The sequence below is a fragment of the Marinoscillum sp. genome, from assembly GCF_040222955.1.
GTDB lineage: Bacteria > Bacteroidota > Bacteroidia > Cytophagales > Cyclobacteriaceae > Marinoscillum.
Genome location: NZ_JAVKCA010000021.1, coordinates 144,125 through 161,373 on the forward strand (window position 1 = coordinate 144,125; position 17,249 = coordinate 161,373).

At 44.7% G+C, this 17,249-nt stretch carries 7 protein-coding genes; 3 read left to right on the forward strand and 4 right to left on the reverse strand.

Annotated elements, in window-relative coordinates:
* Positions 1-99: 99 nt before the first annotated feature.
* The gene (locus tag RIH33_RS18380) at positions 100-2,367 is read right to left on the reverse strand and encodes an aconitate hydratase (protein WP_406652757.1); all 2,268 of its coding nucleotides are present in this window, start codon (positions 2,365-2,367) and stop codon (positions 100-102) included.
* A 218-nt stretch (positions 2,368-2,585) separates the two neighbouring features.
* Here RIH33_RS18380 and acnA point away from each other — a divergent pair, with 218 nt between their 5' ends.
* The gene (gene acnA / locus RIH33_RS18385) at positions 2,586-5,321 is read left to right on the forward strand and encodes an aconitate hydratase AcnA (protein WP_406652759.1); all 2,736 of its coding nucleotides are present in this window, start codon (positions 2,586-2,588) and stop codon (positions 5,319-5,321) included.
* A 115-nt stretch (positions 5,322-5,436) separates the two neighbouring features.
* Here acnA and RIH33_RS18390 read toward each other — a convergent pair whose 3' ends face one another.
* The 3 genes from RIH33_RS18390 to RIH33_RS18400 are packed head-to-tail and all read right to left on the reverse strand — an operon-like array spanning position 5,437 to position 14,992.
* Positions 5,437-5,844: a hypothetical protein gene (locus RIH33_RS18390; RefSeq protein WP_406652761.1), complete on the reverse strand. Its 408-nt coding sequence runs from the start codon at positions 5,842-5,844 to the stop codon at positions 5,437-5,439.
* Between the two features lie 5 nt (positions 5,845-5,849).
* Positions 5,850-14,300, reverse strand: a complete 8,451-nt coding sequence (locus tag RIH33_RS18395; RefSeq protein WP_406652762.1) for a T9SS type A sorting domain-containing protein — start codon at positions 14,298-14,300, stop codon at positions 5,850-5,852.
* 17 nt (positions 14,301-14,317) lie between these two features.
* The gene (locus RIH33_RS18400; RefSeq protein ID WP_406652763.1) at positions 14,318-14,992 is read right to left on the reverse strand and encodes a hypothetical protein; all 675 of its coding nucleotides are present in this window, start codon (positions 14,990-14,992) and stop codon (positions 14,318-14,320) included.
* A gap of 303 nt (positions 14,993-15,295) precedes the next feature.
* Here RIH33_RS18400 and RIH33_RS18405 point away from each other — a divergent pair, with 303 nt between their 5' ends.
* Positions 15,296-16,363 (forward strand): AI-2E family transporter, encoded by a 1,068-nt coding sequence (locus RIH33_RS18405; RefSeq protein ID WP_406652764.1) that lies wholly within the window; start codon positions 15,296-15,298, stop codon positions 16,361-16,363.
* Between the two features lie 66 nt (positions 16,364-16,429).
* Positions 16,430-17,218: a phosphopeptide-binding protein gene (locus RIH33_RS18410; RefSeq protein WP_406652765.1), complete on the forward strand. Its 789-nt coding sequence runs from the start codon at positions 16,430-16,432 to the stop codon at positions 17,216-17,218.
* Positions 17,219-17,249: the final 31 nt, after the last annotated feature.

Consider the following 17,249-nt stretch of genomic DNA (forward strand, 5'->3'; position numbering starts at 1 on the left):
ACAAGTCATTTATCTGATAATCTAAACTCGATCCACCTAAAGCAAAAAGGCTGCCCCTTTCGAAACAGCCTCTTTTGTATAGTTAACCCCAAGATAAACTCAGGCGTTGTTTTGCAACTTGATCAGGTTTAGTGCCGACCCTGCTTTGAACCAACCTATTTGGCCAGCATTGTAAGTATGATTGACCTTGATGGAATCCGAAGATCCATCCTCGTGCTTCGCTACGATGGTCAATGGCTTGCCAGGAGCAAACTCAGTCAGGTCCACAAAATCAAAAGTATCAGCCTCCTGAATCTTATCATAATCAGCCTCGTTGGCGAAGGTCAACGCCAGCATTCCCTGTTTTTTCAGGTTGGTCTCATGAATACGGGCAAAAGACTTCACTAGTACTGCTTTCACACCCAGGTGCCTTGGCTGCATAGCCGCATGCTCTCTGGACGAGCCCTCTCCGTAGTTATGATCACCCACCACGATGGTTGGTACACCCGCTGCCTTATAGGCTCTCTGTGTGTCCGGCACACCTGCGTACGTACCATCCAACTGACTCTTCACTTTATCTGTCTCATCATTGAATGCATTCACTGCACCCGTCAGGGTATTGTTGGCGATGTTATCCAGGTGTCCTCTGAACCTCAACCATGGACCGGCCATAGAAATGTGATCAGTTGTACATTTTCCTTTTGCTTTGATCAAAAGTTTTGCTCCTGTGATGTTCTTGCCATCCCAGGGAGCAAATGGCTCCAATAATTGCAGTCGCTTGGAATCAGGGCTCACCTTTATTTCAACACCCGAACCATCCTCCGCAGGTGCCAGGTAACCCGGATCTTCTACATCAAATCCTTTTTCTGGCAATTCCCAACCCGTAGGCGGGTCAAGCTTCACCTGCTCTCCTTTGTCGTTAGTCAGGGTATCTGTTATTGGGTTAAAACCCAGATTACCCGAAATGGCAATAGCTGCCACCATCTCTGGTGAGGTCACAAAAGCATGCGTATTGGGGTTACCGTCCGCTCTTTTGGAAAAGTTTCTGTTGAACGAATGGACGATTGTGTTTTTCTCTTTCTTGTCCGCTCCGGCACGATCCCACTGGCCGATACAAGGTCCACAGGCATTGGTGAATATCTTTGTGCCCAGTTTTTCAAATGTATTGAGGAAGCCATCCCGCTCCACGGTAAACCTCACTTGCTCCGAACCAGGATTGATTCCAAACTCGGCAGCCGGCTTCAGTCCCTTGGCCAAAGCCTGCTCAGCAATAGATGCAGCCCGGGAAATGTCTTCGTAAGAAGAATTGGTACATGAGCCGATCAGTCCCCATTCTACTTTCGTAGGCCAGTCATTTTTCGCAGCCTTGGCGGCCATTTCTGAAATAGGAGTCGCCAAATCAGGCGTAAATGGACCATTTACATGTGGCTCCAATTCAGACAGGTTGATCTCGATCACCTGATCAAAATATTTTTCAGGATGAGCATATACTTCATCATCCCCCGTCAAATGCTCCTTCACCCCATTGGCCAGATCAGCTACTTCGCTTCTGCCAGTAGCTCTGAGGTAGCGCTCCATGGACTCATCATATCCAAAAGTGGAAGTCGTCGCTCCAATCTCCGCACCCATGTTGCAAATGGTGCCCTTGCCAGTACACGACATACTTTTAGCTCCATCACCAAAATATTCTACTATAGCACCAGTACCGCCTTTTACGGTCAGGATACCTGCCACCTTCAAAATCACATCTTTAGGAGAAGCCCATCCATTGAGCTTTCCTGTCAACTTCACCCCAATCAATTTTGGGAACTTCAACTCCCAGGCCATTCCGGCCATCACATCTACAGCATCAGCTCCGCCTACACCAACAGCGACCATACCCAGGCCTCCTGCATTCACCGTGTGTGAATCGGTACCGATCATCATTCCCCCCGGAAACGCATAGTTTTCTAACACCACCTGATGGATGATACCAGCACCCGGCTTCCAGAAACCAATTCCGTATTTATTTGATACAGATTCCAGAAAGTTAAACACCTCGTTACTGCTGTTGAGTGCACTCTGAAGATCAGAAGCCGCACCAATCTTCGCCTGTATCAGGTGATCACAATGTACGGTAGTAGGAACCGCCACTTTACTCTTTCCGGCCTGCATAAACTGAAGCAAGGCCATCTGAGCGGTCGCATCCTGGCAAGCGATTCGATCTGGTGCAAAGTCGACGTAAGATTCTCCCCGCTTAAAAGATTCAGAAGGATTACCCTCGTACAAGTGGCTATACAGAATCTTCTCAGCCAGTGTGAGTGGCTTACCGGTTACTTCTTTTGCCTTATTTACACGCTCGCCTATACTTGCATAGACCTTTTTGATCATTTCTATATCAAATGCCATAGGATGATGATTTTATTGCTTAAATTTTTATAGAGCCAAAGTTATTTAACTTTTAAAATGTTTGGCTCAATTCGTTTAATCTATTTCATCCATTGTAGACATATTTTGCATTTCGTGTAACAGATTGATTTGAACAGTGTTAATATCATGCAGGGGCTTCCACGCTCCGTGCACTTTTATGAAGATTTGACTTGAACCAACTTTAAAATTCTACTACCATGTCTCAAGATTTTTTTGGAATTGAACGAGAGCTCTCCACACCCCTTGGTAAGCATAAATACTATTCTCTGAAAGCCCTCTCACAGAAAAGAAGTGAGGTAAAATCACTTCCATATGCCATTCGGATTTTGCTGGAAAATGCCATTAGAAACTACGACAACTTTGCCATTACGGAATCACACCTGGAATCTCTGCTGGGGTGGCAAAAAACTGCAGGTAAGGATGATATTCCCTACACACCTGCCAGGGTACTGATGCAGGACTTTACGGGAGTCCCGGCCGTGGTAGATATAGCATCCATTCGCTCAGAAGTGGCACGAAAAGGAAAAGACACGCAAAAAACCAATCCGGTAGTGCCGGCAGATATGGTCATTGATCACTCGGTGATGGTGGAGTACTTTGGGACCCAAAACTCTTACAGAAAGAATGTAGACCTGGAATACGAGCGCAACGATGAGCGATACAAGCTTCTGAAATGGGCGCAAAAAGCATTCGCCAACTTTGGGGTGGTTCCTCCGGGGATGGGCATTTGCCATCAGGTCAATCTGGAATACCTGGCCAAAGGAGTCATCGAGCGGGATGGATACCTCTTTCCTGACACCCTGGTGGGCACCGACTCCCATACTCCGATGGTCAACGGTATCGGTGTACTGGGATGGGGAGTTGGCGGTATCGAAGCAGAAGCTGCCATGCTCGGTCAGCCTATCTATATGATTTTACCTCAGGTGATCGGACTGAAACTGACGGGTAAAATGCGTGAAGGTGCGACCTCCACAGACCTGGTACTCACCGTCACCCGGTTGCTAAGAGATTATGGTGTCGTTGGCAAAATCGTAGAGGTTTTCGGTCCTGGGCTGGAACAGCTGACCGTACCTGACCGAGGCACTATCAGCAACATGTCCCCCGAGTTTGGCTGTACTGATACACACTGGCCCATTGATGACCAGACACTGGCCTACATGCTGAAGACCAACCGCTCCCAGGCACATGTGCATATGGTAAAAGCCTACGCCCAGGAAAACATGCTCTGGAGAAAACCTGAGGACACCATCCAATACACCGATCAGATCGAACTGGATCTTGGTACTGTGGAACCCACCATATCGGGTCCGAAAAGGCCTCAGGACAAAATCTTATTAAAAAATGCGAAAACGCAGATCATTGATCTGCTCAAAGAATCACATAGTCGTACCTATATCCCCGTGATGGAGCGCTCTGGCAACTGGGCCAATGAAGGAGGCACTACCGCCGAACCAGTCACCCTGTCATCCGGGATTCGTAGCATCCCTATGAAAAAAGATGACATCAGCTATAACCTGTCAGATGGAGCCGTGGTAATCGCGGCCATCACGTCTTGTACCAACACTTCCAACCCCAGTGTGATGATAGGTGCAGGTTTAGTGGCCAAAAAAGCCGTTGAACGAGGCTTAAACGTAAAACCCTGGGTAAAAACATCCCTGGCACCTGGATCACGGGTGGTCACCGACTACCTCACCAAAGCACAGCTCCTGCCATATCTGGAAGGGTTAAAATTTCATACGGTGGGTTACGGATGCACCACCTGTATTGGCAACTCGGGAGATATGATTCCCCAGGTGCAGCAGGCTGTCATCGAGCATGATCTGGTGGTGTGCTCAGCCCTTTCCGGAAATCGAAATTTCGAAGCACGGATTCACCCCAATATCAAAATGAACTTCCTGGCATCACCAATGCTGGTGGTGGCTTATGCCATTGCCGGACGGATGGATTTTGACATGAACAATGAACCCCTGGGTACAGATCCGAACGGGGAGGATGTCTATCTGCGAGACATCTGGCCTTCTCAGCAAGAGATCAATGAAATCATGGATGTGGTGGTGACACCCGAAGACTACAAAAAAACGTACGAAACCATCTTCGATGGCGATGAAGCCTGGATGAAACTGAAAGCCCCAGAGGGCAATATATACGATTGGGACGAAAAATCCACATACATACAGGAAGCTCCTTTCTTCAAGAACATCTCAGAAGAGCCACCCTCACCACAAAACATCACTGGTGCAAGGGTCTTACTGCAACTGGGCGACATGGTCACCACAGATCACATCTCACCCGCTGGTAAATTCCTCCCAGAGCACGCGGCTGGCATCTACCTGACGGAACATGACGTCTTACCGAAGGACTTCAATTCATACGGCTCACGAAGAGGAAATCATGAGGTCATGATGCGTGGCACCTTTGCCAATGTGCGTATCAAAAACAAACTCGCCAGCAAGGAAGGAGGTTGGACCATGTATTACCCCACAGGTGAGGAAATGACCGTATTTGATGCAGCCATGAAATATCAGGAAGCGAACACTCCGCTGATTGTAATCGGAGGAAAGGAATATGGTTCAGGATCATCCAGGGACTGGGCAGCAAAAGGGACTACCCTACTGGGGGTAAAGGCGGTCATTACCGAAAGCTATGAGCGCATCCACCGATCCAATCTGGTTGGGATGGGCGTTCTTCCACTTCAGTTCATGGAGGGTGAAACACAACATACACTGGGCCTTCAGGGAGATGAAACCTTTGATATCGTAGGGATTTCCACAGATCTCACCCCTGGAAAGGTTGTAGACATCACCGCATCAAACCCGGAAGGCGATGTGGTAAAATTCAAAGCCAAACTTAGGTTGGACTCTGGTGTGGATGTGGAGTACTACAAACATGGTGGCATCCTCAATTATGTACTGCGCAATTTCCTGAAAGCCTGATTTCTCAATGTCAAGCAGGAATAGCATCTCTGATCTCTATTAGACTCATAAATAAAAAAAGACCGATGGATCGCTCCATCGGCCTTTTTTGAAAAAAACATAATAATTCTTAGGACTAATATGTCGTACTGCTACTCTTATTCATCAGATATCTGATTTCAATAGTACCAGCCGAAGGGCTTTCAATGGTCTGCAACAATTGCATTTTCACGTAATTCTGAAAAACAATTGCAAAATCAGTCACAGTACCATCTGAGCCAGTCAGTGTAAGCGCTACATCTGTAGCTACCCACGTTCCAACAGACGCAAATCCGTTGTTATCCTCCAAGACATAACTACCATCACGCTCTAAAGTGAACCTGCTGATAATGTTGCTTGGATTCGTCTGATCATTCACATAAACTTCGCTAACCGTCCAGGTTCCGTACGACATTTGAGTCGGGGTTGGATCCTCTGGATCAGCGCAGGAGATGGCCAATATGGCCATTCCTGCAATGATTATATAATTTAATAGTCTATTCATGATTCTTATTGTTTAACGATTCGAATGTTTTCAACTTGTTTTCCTTTCACAACCATCATGTTGTAAATACCCTTTTCGAGATTGGAAATATCGATTCGCTCTACATAACTCTCCTGCTCCTTAGTGAACTCACCTGAGATCACTACCTGACCAGAAAGGGTCATTATCTGAACCTGATATACTCCAAAGTGCTCGCCTGGTACTTCCACATTCACAAAGTCAGTAGAAGGGTTAGGGAAGGTATTAGCTACAATTCGACCATTGCTTGCAGTACGTCCTGCAGCAGGTGCACCGGCACCAACATCCACAGTACTGGAAGTAACCGTACAACCATCGTCAAATGTCACTTCTACAGAATAAGTAGCTGCATCCACGACATTGATGGTATTGCCAGTAGCATTTCTCATCAAGGTGCCGTTGCGATACCATGACAATTCGTAACTACCTGTTGCCGACACTTCTGCAGTGATCTCCGTACCATCAAGGACAAGGATTACTCCATTAGGAGTAGCTGTTCCTCTGGCAGCAGAAGATACATCCGAACATCCAGAACCATCTGAGTAACTCGCTTCAACGAGCAGTGCTACAGGTTCAGTCAATCCTGAAAGTGTAGTGTACACATTGGTACCCGAACTACCTACAACCGGCGATCCGATATCGGCACCCGTCTCTCTGTTGATCAGTTGATAAACAGTAGATGAATTGGTACTGCTCAGGATTACGGTCACATCTCCTGTAGCGCAATCAGATCCATCAGTGTAAACAGTGATATTCGGATTGGCTTTGGCACGCTCATCAATCGTGATGATGTTTGATCGGGCACTCTCACATCCGATATCACCATTCTCAACAGTCACAGAGTAAGTACCACCATCATTGATCATCAATGTGTTAGAAGTACTAGGCTCATCGAACATAAGAGATCCGTTATGATACCAGTTGTAGAAGGCTGCACCAGCATCTGCTGTAAGTGTAAGATTAATCTCACCTGCACAGAAATCAACATTCGCTGGCTCTGCAATTCTCACAGCAGCCGGCTTCTGATTGAAGTTCACCACTACAGAAGGGGTAGTGTATACACAAGGAGCCGCTAGCTCCAAGTCGTCCACACCATAAGTCACTTCCGCGTAGAAAGTACCAGAGGCCGTTACCTTTCTGGAAGTAGAGTTGGCATTAGGAATGGCAACCCCGTCTCTGTACCAGGTATAAGTAGCACCCGAAGTAGTCTCATTATTCACCCAAAGTGTGAAGTTATCAGAAGAACAAACTTCGATTTCGTCACCTTCTTCGTACTGATAGCTTGCGCTATTGTTATTGACATAACCAATCATCAGATCCTGCTCTTCATAAACAGTCACTTCAACGACTTCTGAATAGGGGGATCCACATCCGTTTCCGAATGCCACATTTGAAACCCTCACTTCATATTCACCATCCTCAGCAACTTCAAGTGTCTCACCACTACCTACTACTGTACCATCATTGAACCATCTGTAGAATGGATAACCCGCCGGGGCAGACAAAGTAACAGATCCACCTTCGCAGAAGCTGATGTCACCAGAAGCGGTGATTACAGGAGTTTCCTCGATTTCCTCGTTAATGGTCACTGTGATCTCGGAAGTCATAGATGTACAGGTGTTATCTATCTCCCAAGAACTCCAGGTAGCATAGTACACACCACTTTCAGTGATCTCGAAAGTATGATCATCATCATCACTATCCAGTTTCTCATACTCAGCTCCATCCTTGTACAAGGTAAGAACACCATCGAAATCGCCATCTGCATACACTTCGAACTCCCACGAACCACAGGCGGTTACTTCAATGTCATGCTCATAGTCTGACATGATTTCCACAAACTGTCCTACTTCAATAACTACTGTCTCAGAAGCCGGGCTCCCGCAAGAACCTTCTGTTCCAAACGGGTAATTAGATACCTGAACAGAGAAGGATCCACCTTCTTCCAAAGTAATCATTTGAGAAGTCATACCATTGCTCCACTTATAATAAGCATATCCCTCAGGTGCAGACAGTACAGCGGTACCTTCTCCACAACTCAGGTCATTACTTACGATCGTGATTTCAGGCTGCTCAGCCTGCTCAAGAACCGTCACTACTAAAGACTCGGTAAGATAAGAACAGTCACCGTCGGTGATTCTGGCAAAATATGAACCGGATACAGTGATCTCTCCATCAGTATCTCCGAAGTAAGTACCAGTCGCTTTTACAGAATTGTCAAAATTGTCTCTAAACCATTCTACGCTGGCGTCATTGGCATTCAATGAGCTTCCATCACCTCTGCGTAGACTCAGACCAATTGTATTCAGGTCACCCTCACAGATTGTCTTAGTCTCACCAGTGGCAACCTCTATTGTTCCAGTTGTAGTGTATCTATCCCTAAAGAGTGAGTAGTTAGGCAGAACCTTTACATCTTTATCACCATCGAAAGTATAGACATTACAGGTAGTTCCGGTAGACGTTCTAGAAGTCACTCTCAACTGCACATTAACATCCGCTGTAAGCACACCCAACTCCACTTCGGCATTTCCTTCATCAGGATCATACTCCAATGAGCCCATCACAGTGCCATCAGCAGTATTGATGATCTCATACAAGAAGTAATTCTGAGGCTTACTAATAGTGGCAAATGCCCCATTCGTAGCTTCACATTCAGTCACATCGCTGGTCGAGAATCCAAGATCACCATTCTTAGTGATAGGAGCTACAACTTCAACATCCTCTGACACCACACTCCAAACCTCAAAGCCCTGCTCCAGGTCATCATAATAGGTAGAATCTCCTGCCTGTAACCAGAAAGCAAAGTCCATGTTGTTTTTAGCCGAAGCATCAAACTGATCGTCATCAATCAAATCACCTGCCACCTGCACTACAACACTACCAGTGCCCTCGGTGATCGCGAACTCAAATCCCTCAAGGGTAACTGTATCACTTTCATCATTCCAAGCGACATACACCATGTTGTCAGCACCGAAACGACCTCTGATTTCATAATTGATAGTGATATCACCATCATAGCATGATTCAGTCTGATCAACCGATGTGATGATCAAAGCCTGCTTCTTAATTTTAAGAGAAGCGCTCGCATAGTCAAAAGGAAGTGCTTCAGCATAGTTCAAACTGATATTATCAATATTGATATCTCCTTCGCTTTCATCTTGTCTCCATCTGAAACGAGTTGTATTTTCCTTCATCTCGTCTGAAACCACATAGTTAAAGGTATCATTGTACCCAGGCCCCTCTTCATCCTCACTGTTGTCAGCGAATGTTTCCAAGGTGGTGTAGGTAGCTCCACCATCAATAGAATACTCAAAAATCAGGTTCTGAACTTCAAGTAACTCATCAAAACTGAAGTTAAGGTCAAATGACAATAACGTGGTATTTTCCAACTCACCTTCAACAAAGTCTCTAGTGGTTAATACCCTCAAACCATTGACATCATTGAAACTAATCCCGTGCCCAAAACTAACATAAGACTTGTTGATGAAGTTATCTTCATCTTCTTCCAAATCGTCCAGCTCATTATCCTCCAACTCAGTCAAATCTTCACCAAGTGGGCCACCTTCTGTAACCTCAATTTCGAAAGTGACATTGTCCCCTGAGATAAAGGATGGAAGATCAATGGTGATATCACCAAGACCCTGCTGAGAAGTAAGCAACCAGCCATCCCAAATCAGGTTGGCATACAGGTTTTCAGTATCGAGCGCAGAAGTCTCATTTTCCACTTCAATACCGAAGGTTACCGTGCTTCCTGCATAGAGGATCGTACCCTGATCCGCATCGGAAGTTAACTGAATGGCTCTATTGAAGATGTCAAGAGATCCTACCCCCTCTTCTTCGAAGAAGTAGTATGGCTCATCATCAATCATCACATAGGCAGTCACTTCTACACTGTAGTTGTCATTCTCTACATAGTAAGGGATAGTTGCCTCACCCACACCGTATTCACTTGTAGTAGCAATAACGAGATCTTCATCTGTGGATGGATCAGTTACACCAGAAAGGGTGAAAATAAACTCAGTGCCTTCAGGAAAAGTAGTTGACTCCAATACAGTAGAATCGATTGTCCATAGGTACTCAAAGTTTCCACCATTAAATACCGCATCATTCGGATCGGATTGCTCCCATACGAAATCATCCAAATCAGGAATTAAAGCATAAACAGTCTGTGGGTTGAAGGGTCCTCTATCGTAAAGGCTGCTGGAAAGGGCATTGCCAGTTCCCTCAGTGATAGAGATAGAACCTACTTTCCACTTATTTTGATCGTACCCTCTATTCAAGGCCTGATACCATCTGAAATGAGTAGCTTCAGTCAAGTACTCGGAAGGAATACCTACATAATAATCATCTGACCAATAAAGGTAACCTAAAGGAGCAAAATCAGATCCCTCAACATCTATTGTTTCAAATGTCGCGCCACCATCTATAGACACCTGCAATATTGGCAAGCTCAAATTGGTGGAAGGCTCAGAACCGAAATACTCAAATGAAAATTCAAGTGTCGCGGTATCCGTTGCAGTTAAATCAAGAGCCCTAGTCAAGGCATAGCGTTCCCCCACTTCTTTGAATTCCATGTACTGATCGTCGATCTCCAGTATATAACCACCTTCGAATTCGAAATCCTCTGCAGGATCCAAATCGGTCTCAAAAGCAAACGGTCTGAAGACGTCATCATCAAAGGCCTTAATGTAAGGCTCAATGCTAATCTCATATGACTCTTCCGGATCACCGAAGATATAAGAAGGGAAATTAACCGTTAGGTTTTGAATTCCGCTTGCATCTGCTTCACCGAGTACAACGTACTCATCCGATTCAGAAATTCCTTCACTCGGTACCAAAGTATACGTCTCCTGGCTCAAAACCACCGCGTAAGTAACATTCGAAGCGAATGGACCATCTGCATTGTAGGTAACCGAGAACTCCTCACCCAACTGGTACTCAGCCTCTTCGAGGTTGGCCATGCTGATGGTAAGAGGAATCATATAAATATCAAAGTCGTTCAGGTCAAACTCTGCCTCAGAAATAGGCTCAAGTTCAATAGCCCGAAGTTCGAATCCATAGAAATCAATTGCGGCATAATATTCATTGAATTCACCACCTTCATTGAAGATCCAACGAAACTGAGTCTCCTCTGTCATAGCCTCTTCAGGGATTTCAGTAAACTCATCAAGAAGACCATTCTCATAAGCATCACTATCCAACAGTTGTTCAGCGATCGTCACCCAGGTCTCACCCTCATCAAGAGTGTATTGAACTAATACAGGGACATCGCCACTATGGTAATCAGATACTTCAAAATTAAATAGAATGCTGGCACTATGTAATTCAGAAAGGTCCCAGGAATTGGTTATGAAATATGACTCGGTGTAATTTAAGTATTCATTGAATCGTGCATAGGAACCATAATCATCAGTGATTCCATCATAATCGTCATAGTAATCGTCCCACTCATCCGATGCGAATACTTCAACTACACTTTCAAGGTTTCCATTGACTAACTGAAGCTGGAATTCCACATTGTTATCTCCGCCATAGTTGATCCCCAAAGGCAACTCAGCAGAGATGGTACCGTCAGCATCTTCGCCACTGATCAGCACCACATACTCCTCCTCATCGTTATCCCAGACCAACAGCGTTGCAGTCACCTCACTACTGATAGCTCCTACCACATTGTAGGAAATATCAACCGTAGCGCCAGGGTAGATCACTTCATCTTCACCATCCTGCACAGCATCAGCTGAGGTGATGTCAACTTCATTGATCTGTACACCGATCACAGCCAGTAAAGAACCGCCTTCGCCTGTGTCCACATCGCCGTAGCTTGTGCTGGCCCATAGGGTATAAACATCGGGAATAATAGATGGTACTTCCGCTGTAAATGTACCCGTAGCAGCTGCATCCTGAGTGTCAAGAATAATTGGGAAGCCTTCACGATACAGATACAAAGTAACCTCTGTTCCATCAGGGAACTCACCACCTTCGATCTCAAAATCGACAGTAAATTCAGTACCAGGGTAAAGGTCAGCGCCGCCATCTACTACCTCCCCGATACTCAGTGAAGGCGTGTTGATATACATATATACTTCCTCATCATAATTATCCGGATAATCCAGATAATCCAGATCAACAATATTGTTGTCCCATTCGATCGTTGGTTCGTACAAGTACCAGGTATCCAATCCTGAGCCGCTATTGCTCAACTGTCTCCATCTAAATGAAGTAGATGCACTGACTATACCTGCAGGCAGATCCGTTCCATAAAACTCATAAGTTTCACCATCCGTACCAAACTCATTCAAACTGTATGTTTCAATGATGGTATATGTAGAGCCATCCGTAGAGTATTCGAAGACCACTTCTGTACCTGCAGAACTTCTAACATTATTCAAGCGCTCCAGATAAAAATCAAGAGTAAGTCCATCCAGAGAGGACACCGCAATAGCTGGGGTAGTGAATGATCGATCCCCCGCTGCTTCGAACTCAATGTCACTTCCGTCATATGCTCCACCTACAAGTGTGAAATCCTCTTCGTCGAAATCATCGTTACCAAGATAGTAATACAAATCATATTCACTTCCGAAAGACACTTCTGAGGCGCCCGCATCATACATTCTAACGATCAATTCCAAACCGTCATCATCATTGTACTCTATGTCCTTAGGCACAAATCCGGCAATGGTAATCATATCATCCTCTACGGTCACTTCCTGACCATCCAGAAGGTATTTACCATCAGTTTCATCTCCATCAAAATAAACTACAAATGCTGAATCTGCCGGATCGAATCCGTACGCCTGCAATTCGAGTGTAATGGAATCTCCCGGATTCAAAGTGCCATAATTACCAATAGAGCCACCTTCATCATTAAGGACATCATTGAGGACCAATGCCCAGTTATTAAGCTCAAAGTAATCAACCTCCTCATCGGCGGCCACCTCAAACTGCTGAATATATATTTCGTCAACCTCCCAGTTATTACCTTCACCGTTATCTATAGATACCTGTCTGACTCTAAACTGGACTGCACTAGTGAATGCTGCTGCCGGGATGTCAAAGTTGTAAAGACCGTCAGGGGTCTCATCGTATATAGAGTCTATGTTCACCCAAGTAGATCCGTTATTGATGCTGTACTGAATTCTCAGCATTTCATCCTCTTCGAGGTAGCTCGAGCCGTCTTCATCAAAATCGATATAAAGAACGCCCACCGTCTCTGCGGATAGGTCTACCGCGTTGGTACGAAGACTTCTTACTCCATTCTGATCAAAATAAAAGTCAAACCCATCATCACCTGATCCTAATACAGTGACCTCATCATCCTCAAACTCAACGAATGGAGTCTCCAGATTTCCATAAACTCCAGCTACGCGCACCTGGTAATTATCTGCTTCTTCCAAAGGAAATGTTCCCTCAAAAGTACCGCTGGCTGCGGTGCTCATGTCATAGATCTTACCATTAAGGATAGGGTAATCTTCATCATCAATAAAAATCAAATTCTGAGTGGTGTACATATAGAAGGTGGCGCCAGTCGTGAAGCCAAACGCCTCATAATCTGTACCGAAATCCTCACCTACAGTATCCGCTTCTACTATGTTGTCAAAACTGAAGGTTGGTGAATCTACATATATATTGTCCACGTTATCATTTCCAAATTGGATAGACTCAGTATCAGATATATATACATCCAACCCTGAGATTTGAAACGCCTGCAGATCACCTACCAATGTACCGCTTGAATTTTGACTAATTCTTAAAATAGTAGTATCTGTAAGAGCAGCCTGAGGCAACTGATAGTAGAAGTAACCTGCGGTATCTGCTAAAGAAGCGAGTCCGCCGATGTCCTCAAGATCTACATAGTTGTCGCCACCATCCATGCTATATGAAAAGACGATTTCATTGGGGGCAGAAATAGTATCTGCATCCACATAAACCCCAAAATAGACAAAGTCGTAATCCAGATCAATCATTGCAGTGATGGCATTTCTGGGGCCATCCTGATCGAAAACCAAAGAACCGCTTGTTCCATTTTGAGTGATAAAATCACCAGGTGCCAAATTATCTGAACTCAGCGCATCTGGAGAAGGTAAATCTTCACCGTTTGTTCCTGCGATCTCTATATCCCATGAATCATCGGTTAATGAATTAGGAAGCATACCTCCTATTGAGTCAATAGCATCGGTGCTTTGCGCCAATACTACATCCTCATTGTCTACCATATTATTACCGTTGATATCCACGTACAAATAATAAGTTGTACCTGCAGGAAAACCCGCGGCTTCATAATCCGCACCAAATCCCTGATAGGGATAATACGGGCCATCGGTACTTGAATTGACCGTCGTTCCTTGCCCCGTGGCACTAAACGCAAAAAAGCTCGTCATCATGACCAGCATCAATGCCTTTAGGTTGTGCCTAAATAATTTCGTTAATGTTTTTTTCATGTTTACGGTGATTTTAATTAGAATAATTTAAATCCTATCCTGATCGTGTTTTGTGTATTCACACTTGCATGGCTATTGGTAACAGTTTCCTGATATACCTCGCCATCCACTAAAACTTCGTTTTTCTTATCGTTGTAAAACTGGAAGCCAATTTCAGCACCGATATAGAACTTAGAAGATAAATGATACTCAGCACCCGCGCCTACAGACACACCATACCTGAAATGACCTCTATAAGCATCACTAAAGGAATAGTTCGTACCTGATGGAATCTGAGTGCTTCCACTCACAGTTGAACCGGTTGTAGACTCACGGCTGGCTACCCGCCCTCCAAGAATCACATCCAGTGCTGCATAGGATCTGAATGAACCGTCTACTCTCAGGTGATACTCACAACCTGGTCGTACCTCAAATTCATTGAGGTTAGTCACCACGTCGGGGGTTGTTTGAGTTGTGTTGAGGGTCATTCCGAATCCCAACCGGGGAACTATGACATCTGTCACAGCATATCGTGCCCGGAAAGATCCAAAATCCAAAAGAGAGCTACCCGAAAAGGGCGTCCCCGTGATTTCGATTAGCAAATCCCCAGGATCGAAAGTCCCTCCCGCCGATGCATCATCAAGATCATCCTGCGCATAGAGGAAACTCCCGGAAATGAGAATTGCCGTTAAAACCATTAGTAGTTTTTTCATAAACATATTGGTTAGGTGAATAATATTTACAGCGGCTATTTTAATTAACCGAAGTAAACTTAAGAAAAATAAAAGGACTTATCTATACCCATTTTCGGGTAATTGCCGATTTTTCGATTAATAAAAATTAAAGAAACGACTTCTTTTTTTATGATTACTTTATGTATACTCGACCTCAATACACCTGAGATGTAATATTTTCAATATATTTTACTTGATCTATGTTATCTCTTTGTTAAACCTGCGTATTCGACTAAACCCTGACTTTTACCCTTCAATCATCTTTTATCTACGATTAAATCCATGACCGCCGAACACAAAACCTTTGACATCTCCAAAATCGCGTACTTCCTGTTAGCGCTTGTTAGCACTGTGATTATCCTTGTTTACTCGGAAGACTACATTGTACCTTTCATCATTGCGCTCATCGTTTGGTTCATTATTCATGAACTCCGGGAGAATATCCAACAAATTCCATGGATGAGAAGAAATTGTCCGATGTGGCTCCAAAGTGCCATTGCTTTTATGGTGATCAACATTGTCATACTCATCATCATAGAGCTGCTAATGTATAGTATGTCTAATCTGATGAGCTCTCTGGAGTTATACGAATCCAACCTGGACAAGACCCTACTGGAAGTAAACGCCCTGGCTGGAATGGATGTAACCTCTCATCTGTATAGTTATCTGGAAAAAGTGGACCTGACGGAGCTGGCGTCCAGCCTCGCTGACTATGTGACCGCTTTATTGGGTGATGCATTCCTCATCCTACTCTATGTCCTTTTTCTGTTGATTGAGGAAAGTATTTTTCCCGAAAAACTTAAGCGACTATACCCTTCGGACAAACAGCAGCGCAAGACCGTCAGGTTGTTTAATAAAATGGATCATAACATCAGCCGATACCTGACACTGAAAACCCTCGTGAGTTTGCTAACCGGACTACTCAGCTACTTTGTGCTGATTGCTTTCGGCATAGATGCGCCGATTTTCTGGGCGCTCCTGATTTTTGTACTTAACTATATTCCTACTATTGGCTCACTCATCGCCACCTTGTTTCCGGCATGCTTCGCCATATTGCAATTCGGTGAGCTGGCTCCGTTTGTTTACATCCTTATTTCTGTAGGGGCCATTCAAATTATCGTTGGTAATGTGATCGAACCGAAGGTCATGGGCAACTCACTCAACATCAGTTCTTTGGTGGTTATCCTCTCTCTGACTATCTGGGGTGCTATCTGGGGTGTGATGGGCATGATACTAAGTGTGCCCATTACAGTGATGATGATAGTGGTCTTCGAAGAAATCCCGAGTCTCAGGTTTATTGCAGTGATGCTCTCTGAAAAGGGCGAGCTGAACGCACTGGAAGAAGACTAATAATCAAGGTTTCCACGAACTTATCGGTACCTTTGATGTTACCAAAAATAAAAAAACGAATCAACCATGAAAAGATTGAATCTGCAAACCACCACGGTTTTCTTATCCTTAGTTGTAATGTATTCATGTGGACCATCCAAAAAATCAGAAACGGCTGAAAGCACGGAATCCACTCCCTCAAAGAAATACACACTGACCAAGGCCCCACCTTCATACGACTATCCTGAAGCTGGTTTAGAGTTGATTTCTTCATCAGACGATCTGGATACGGGGGATGTTACCTTCGAATTTGCGGTGACCAACTATGAGCTGGCCGTTCAGACTCCTGATGCGGAGACCCGAGGAATCGCCAACTCAGGAAAGGGGCAACACATTCACTTTATTCTGAATAATGATCCCTACTCTGCTCACTATGAGTCTTCTTTCACTAAAAATCTTTCTGAAGGGAATCACGTTGTCCTCGCTTTCTTATCAAGATCATATCATGAGTCCGTAAAAAATGGGATGGCTTATGTGCTGAAAGAAATCACCGTTGGCGAACCTGAAGCAACGGGAAATTTTGATGAAACTGCACAGCATCTATTCTATAGCCGTCCCAAGGGAACCTATAGCGGTGCTGATACCGAAAAATTGATGCTGGATTTCTTCCTGTTCAATACGGAGATTTCTCCTGAGGGCAACAAAGTAAGAGCCACCATCAACGGGGAGGAAAACTACCTCACAGAATGGGCTCCCTATTATATAGAAGGATTGGAAAAAGGAGAGGTTAATGTAAAGCTGGAGCTTTTAGACAAAGATGGAAACCTGATCCCGGGTCCATTTAACAGCGTGGAAAGAAAAGTCATTCTGGAGTAAGCCTTCAGATGATCTACCAAAAAAAATCCCA

Bases quoted from the DNA above. Each gene is read 5' to 3' on its own strand.
- RIH33_RS18400 (WP_406652763.1), bottom strand. From the start codon at position 14,992: ATGAAAAAACTACTAATGGTTTTAACGGCAATTCTCATTTCCGGGAGT.
- RIH33_RS18390 (WP_406652761.1), bottom strand. From the start codon at position 5,844: ATGAATAGACTATTAAATTATATAATCATTGCAGGAATGGCCATATTG.
- acnA (WP_406652759.1), top strand. From the start codon at position 2,586: ATGTCTCAAGATTTTTTTGGAATTGAACGAGAGCTCTCCACACCCCTT.
- RIH33_RS18395 (WP_406652762.1), bottom strand. From the start codon at position 14,300: ATGAAAAAAACATTAACGAAATTATTTAGGCACAACCTAAAGGCATTG.
- RIH33_RS18405 (WP_406652764.1), top strand. From the start codon at position 15,296: ATGACCGCCGAACACAAAACCTTTGACATCTCCAAAATCGCGTACTTC.
- RIH33_RS18380 (WP_406652757.1), bottom strand. From the start codon at position 2,367: ATGGCATTTGATATAGAAATGATCAAAAAGGTCTATGCAAGTATAGGC.
- RIH33_RS18410 (WP_406652765.1), top strand. From the start codon at position 16,430: ATGAAAAGATTGAATCTGCAAACCACCACGGTTTTCTTATCCTTAGTT.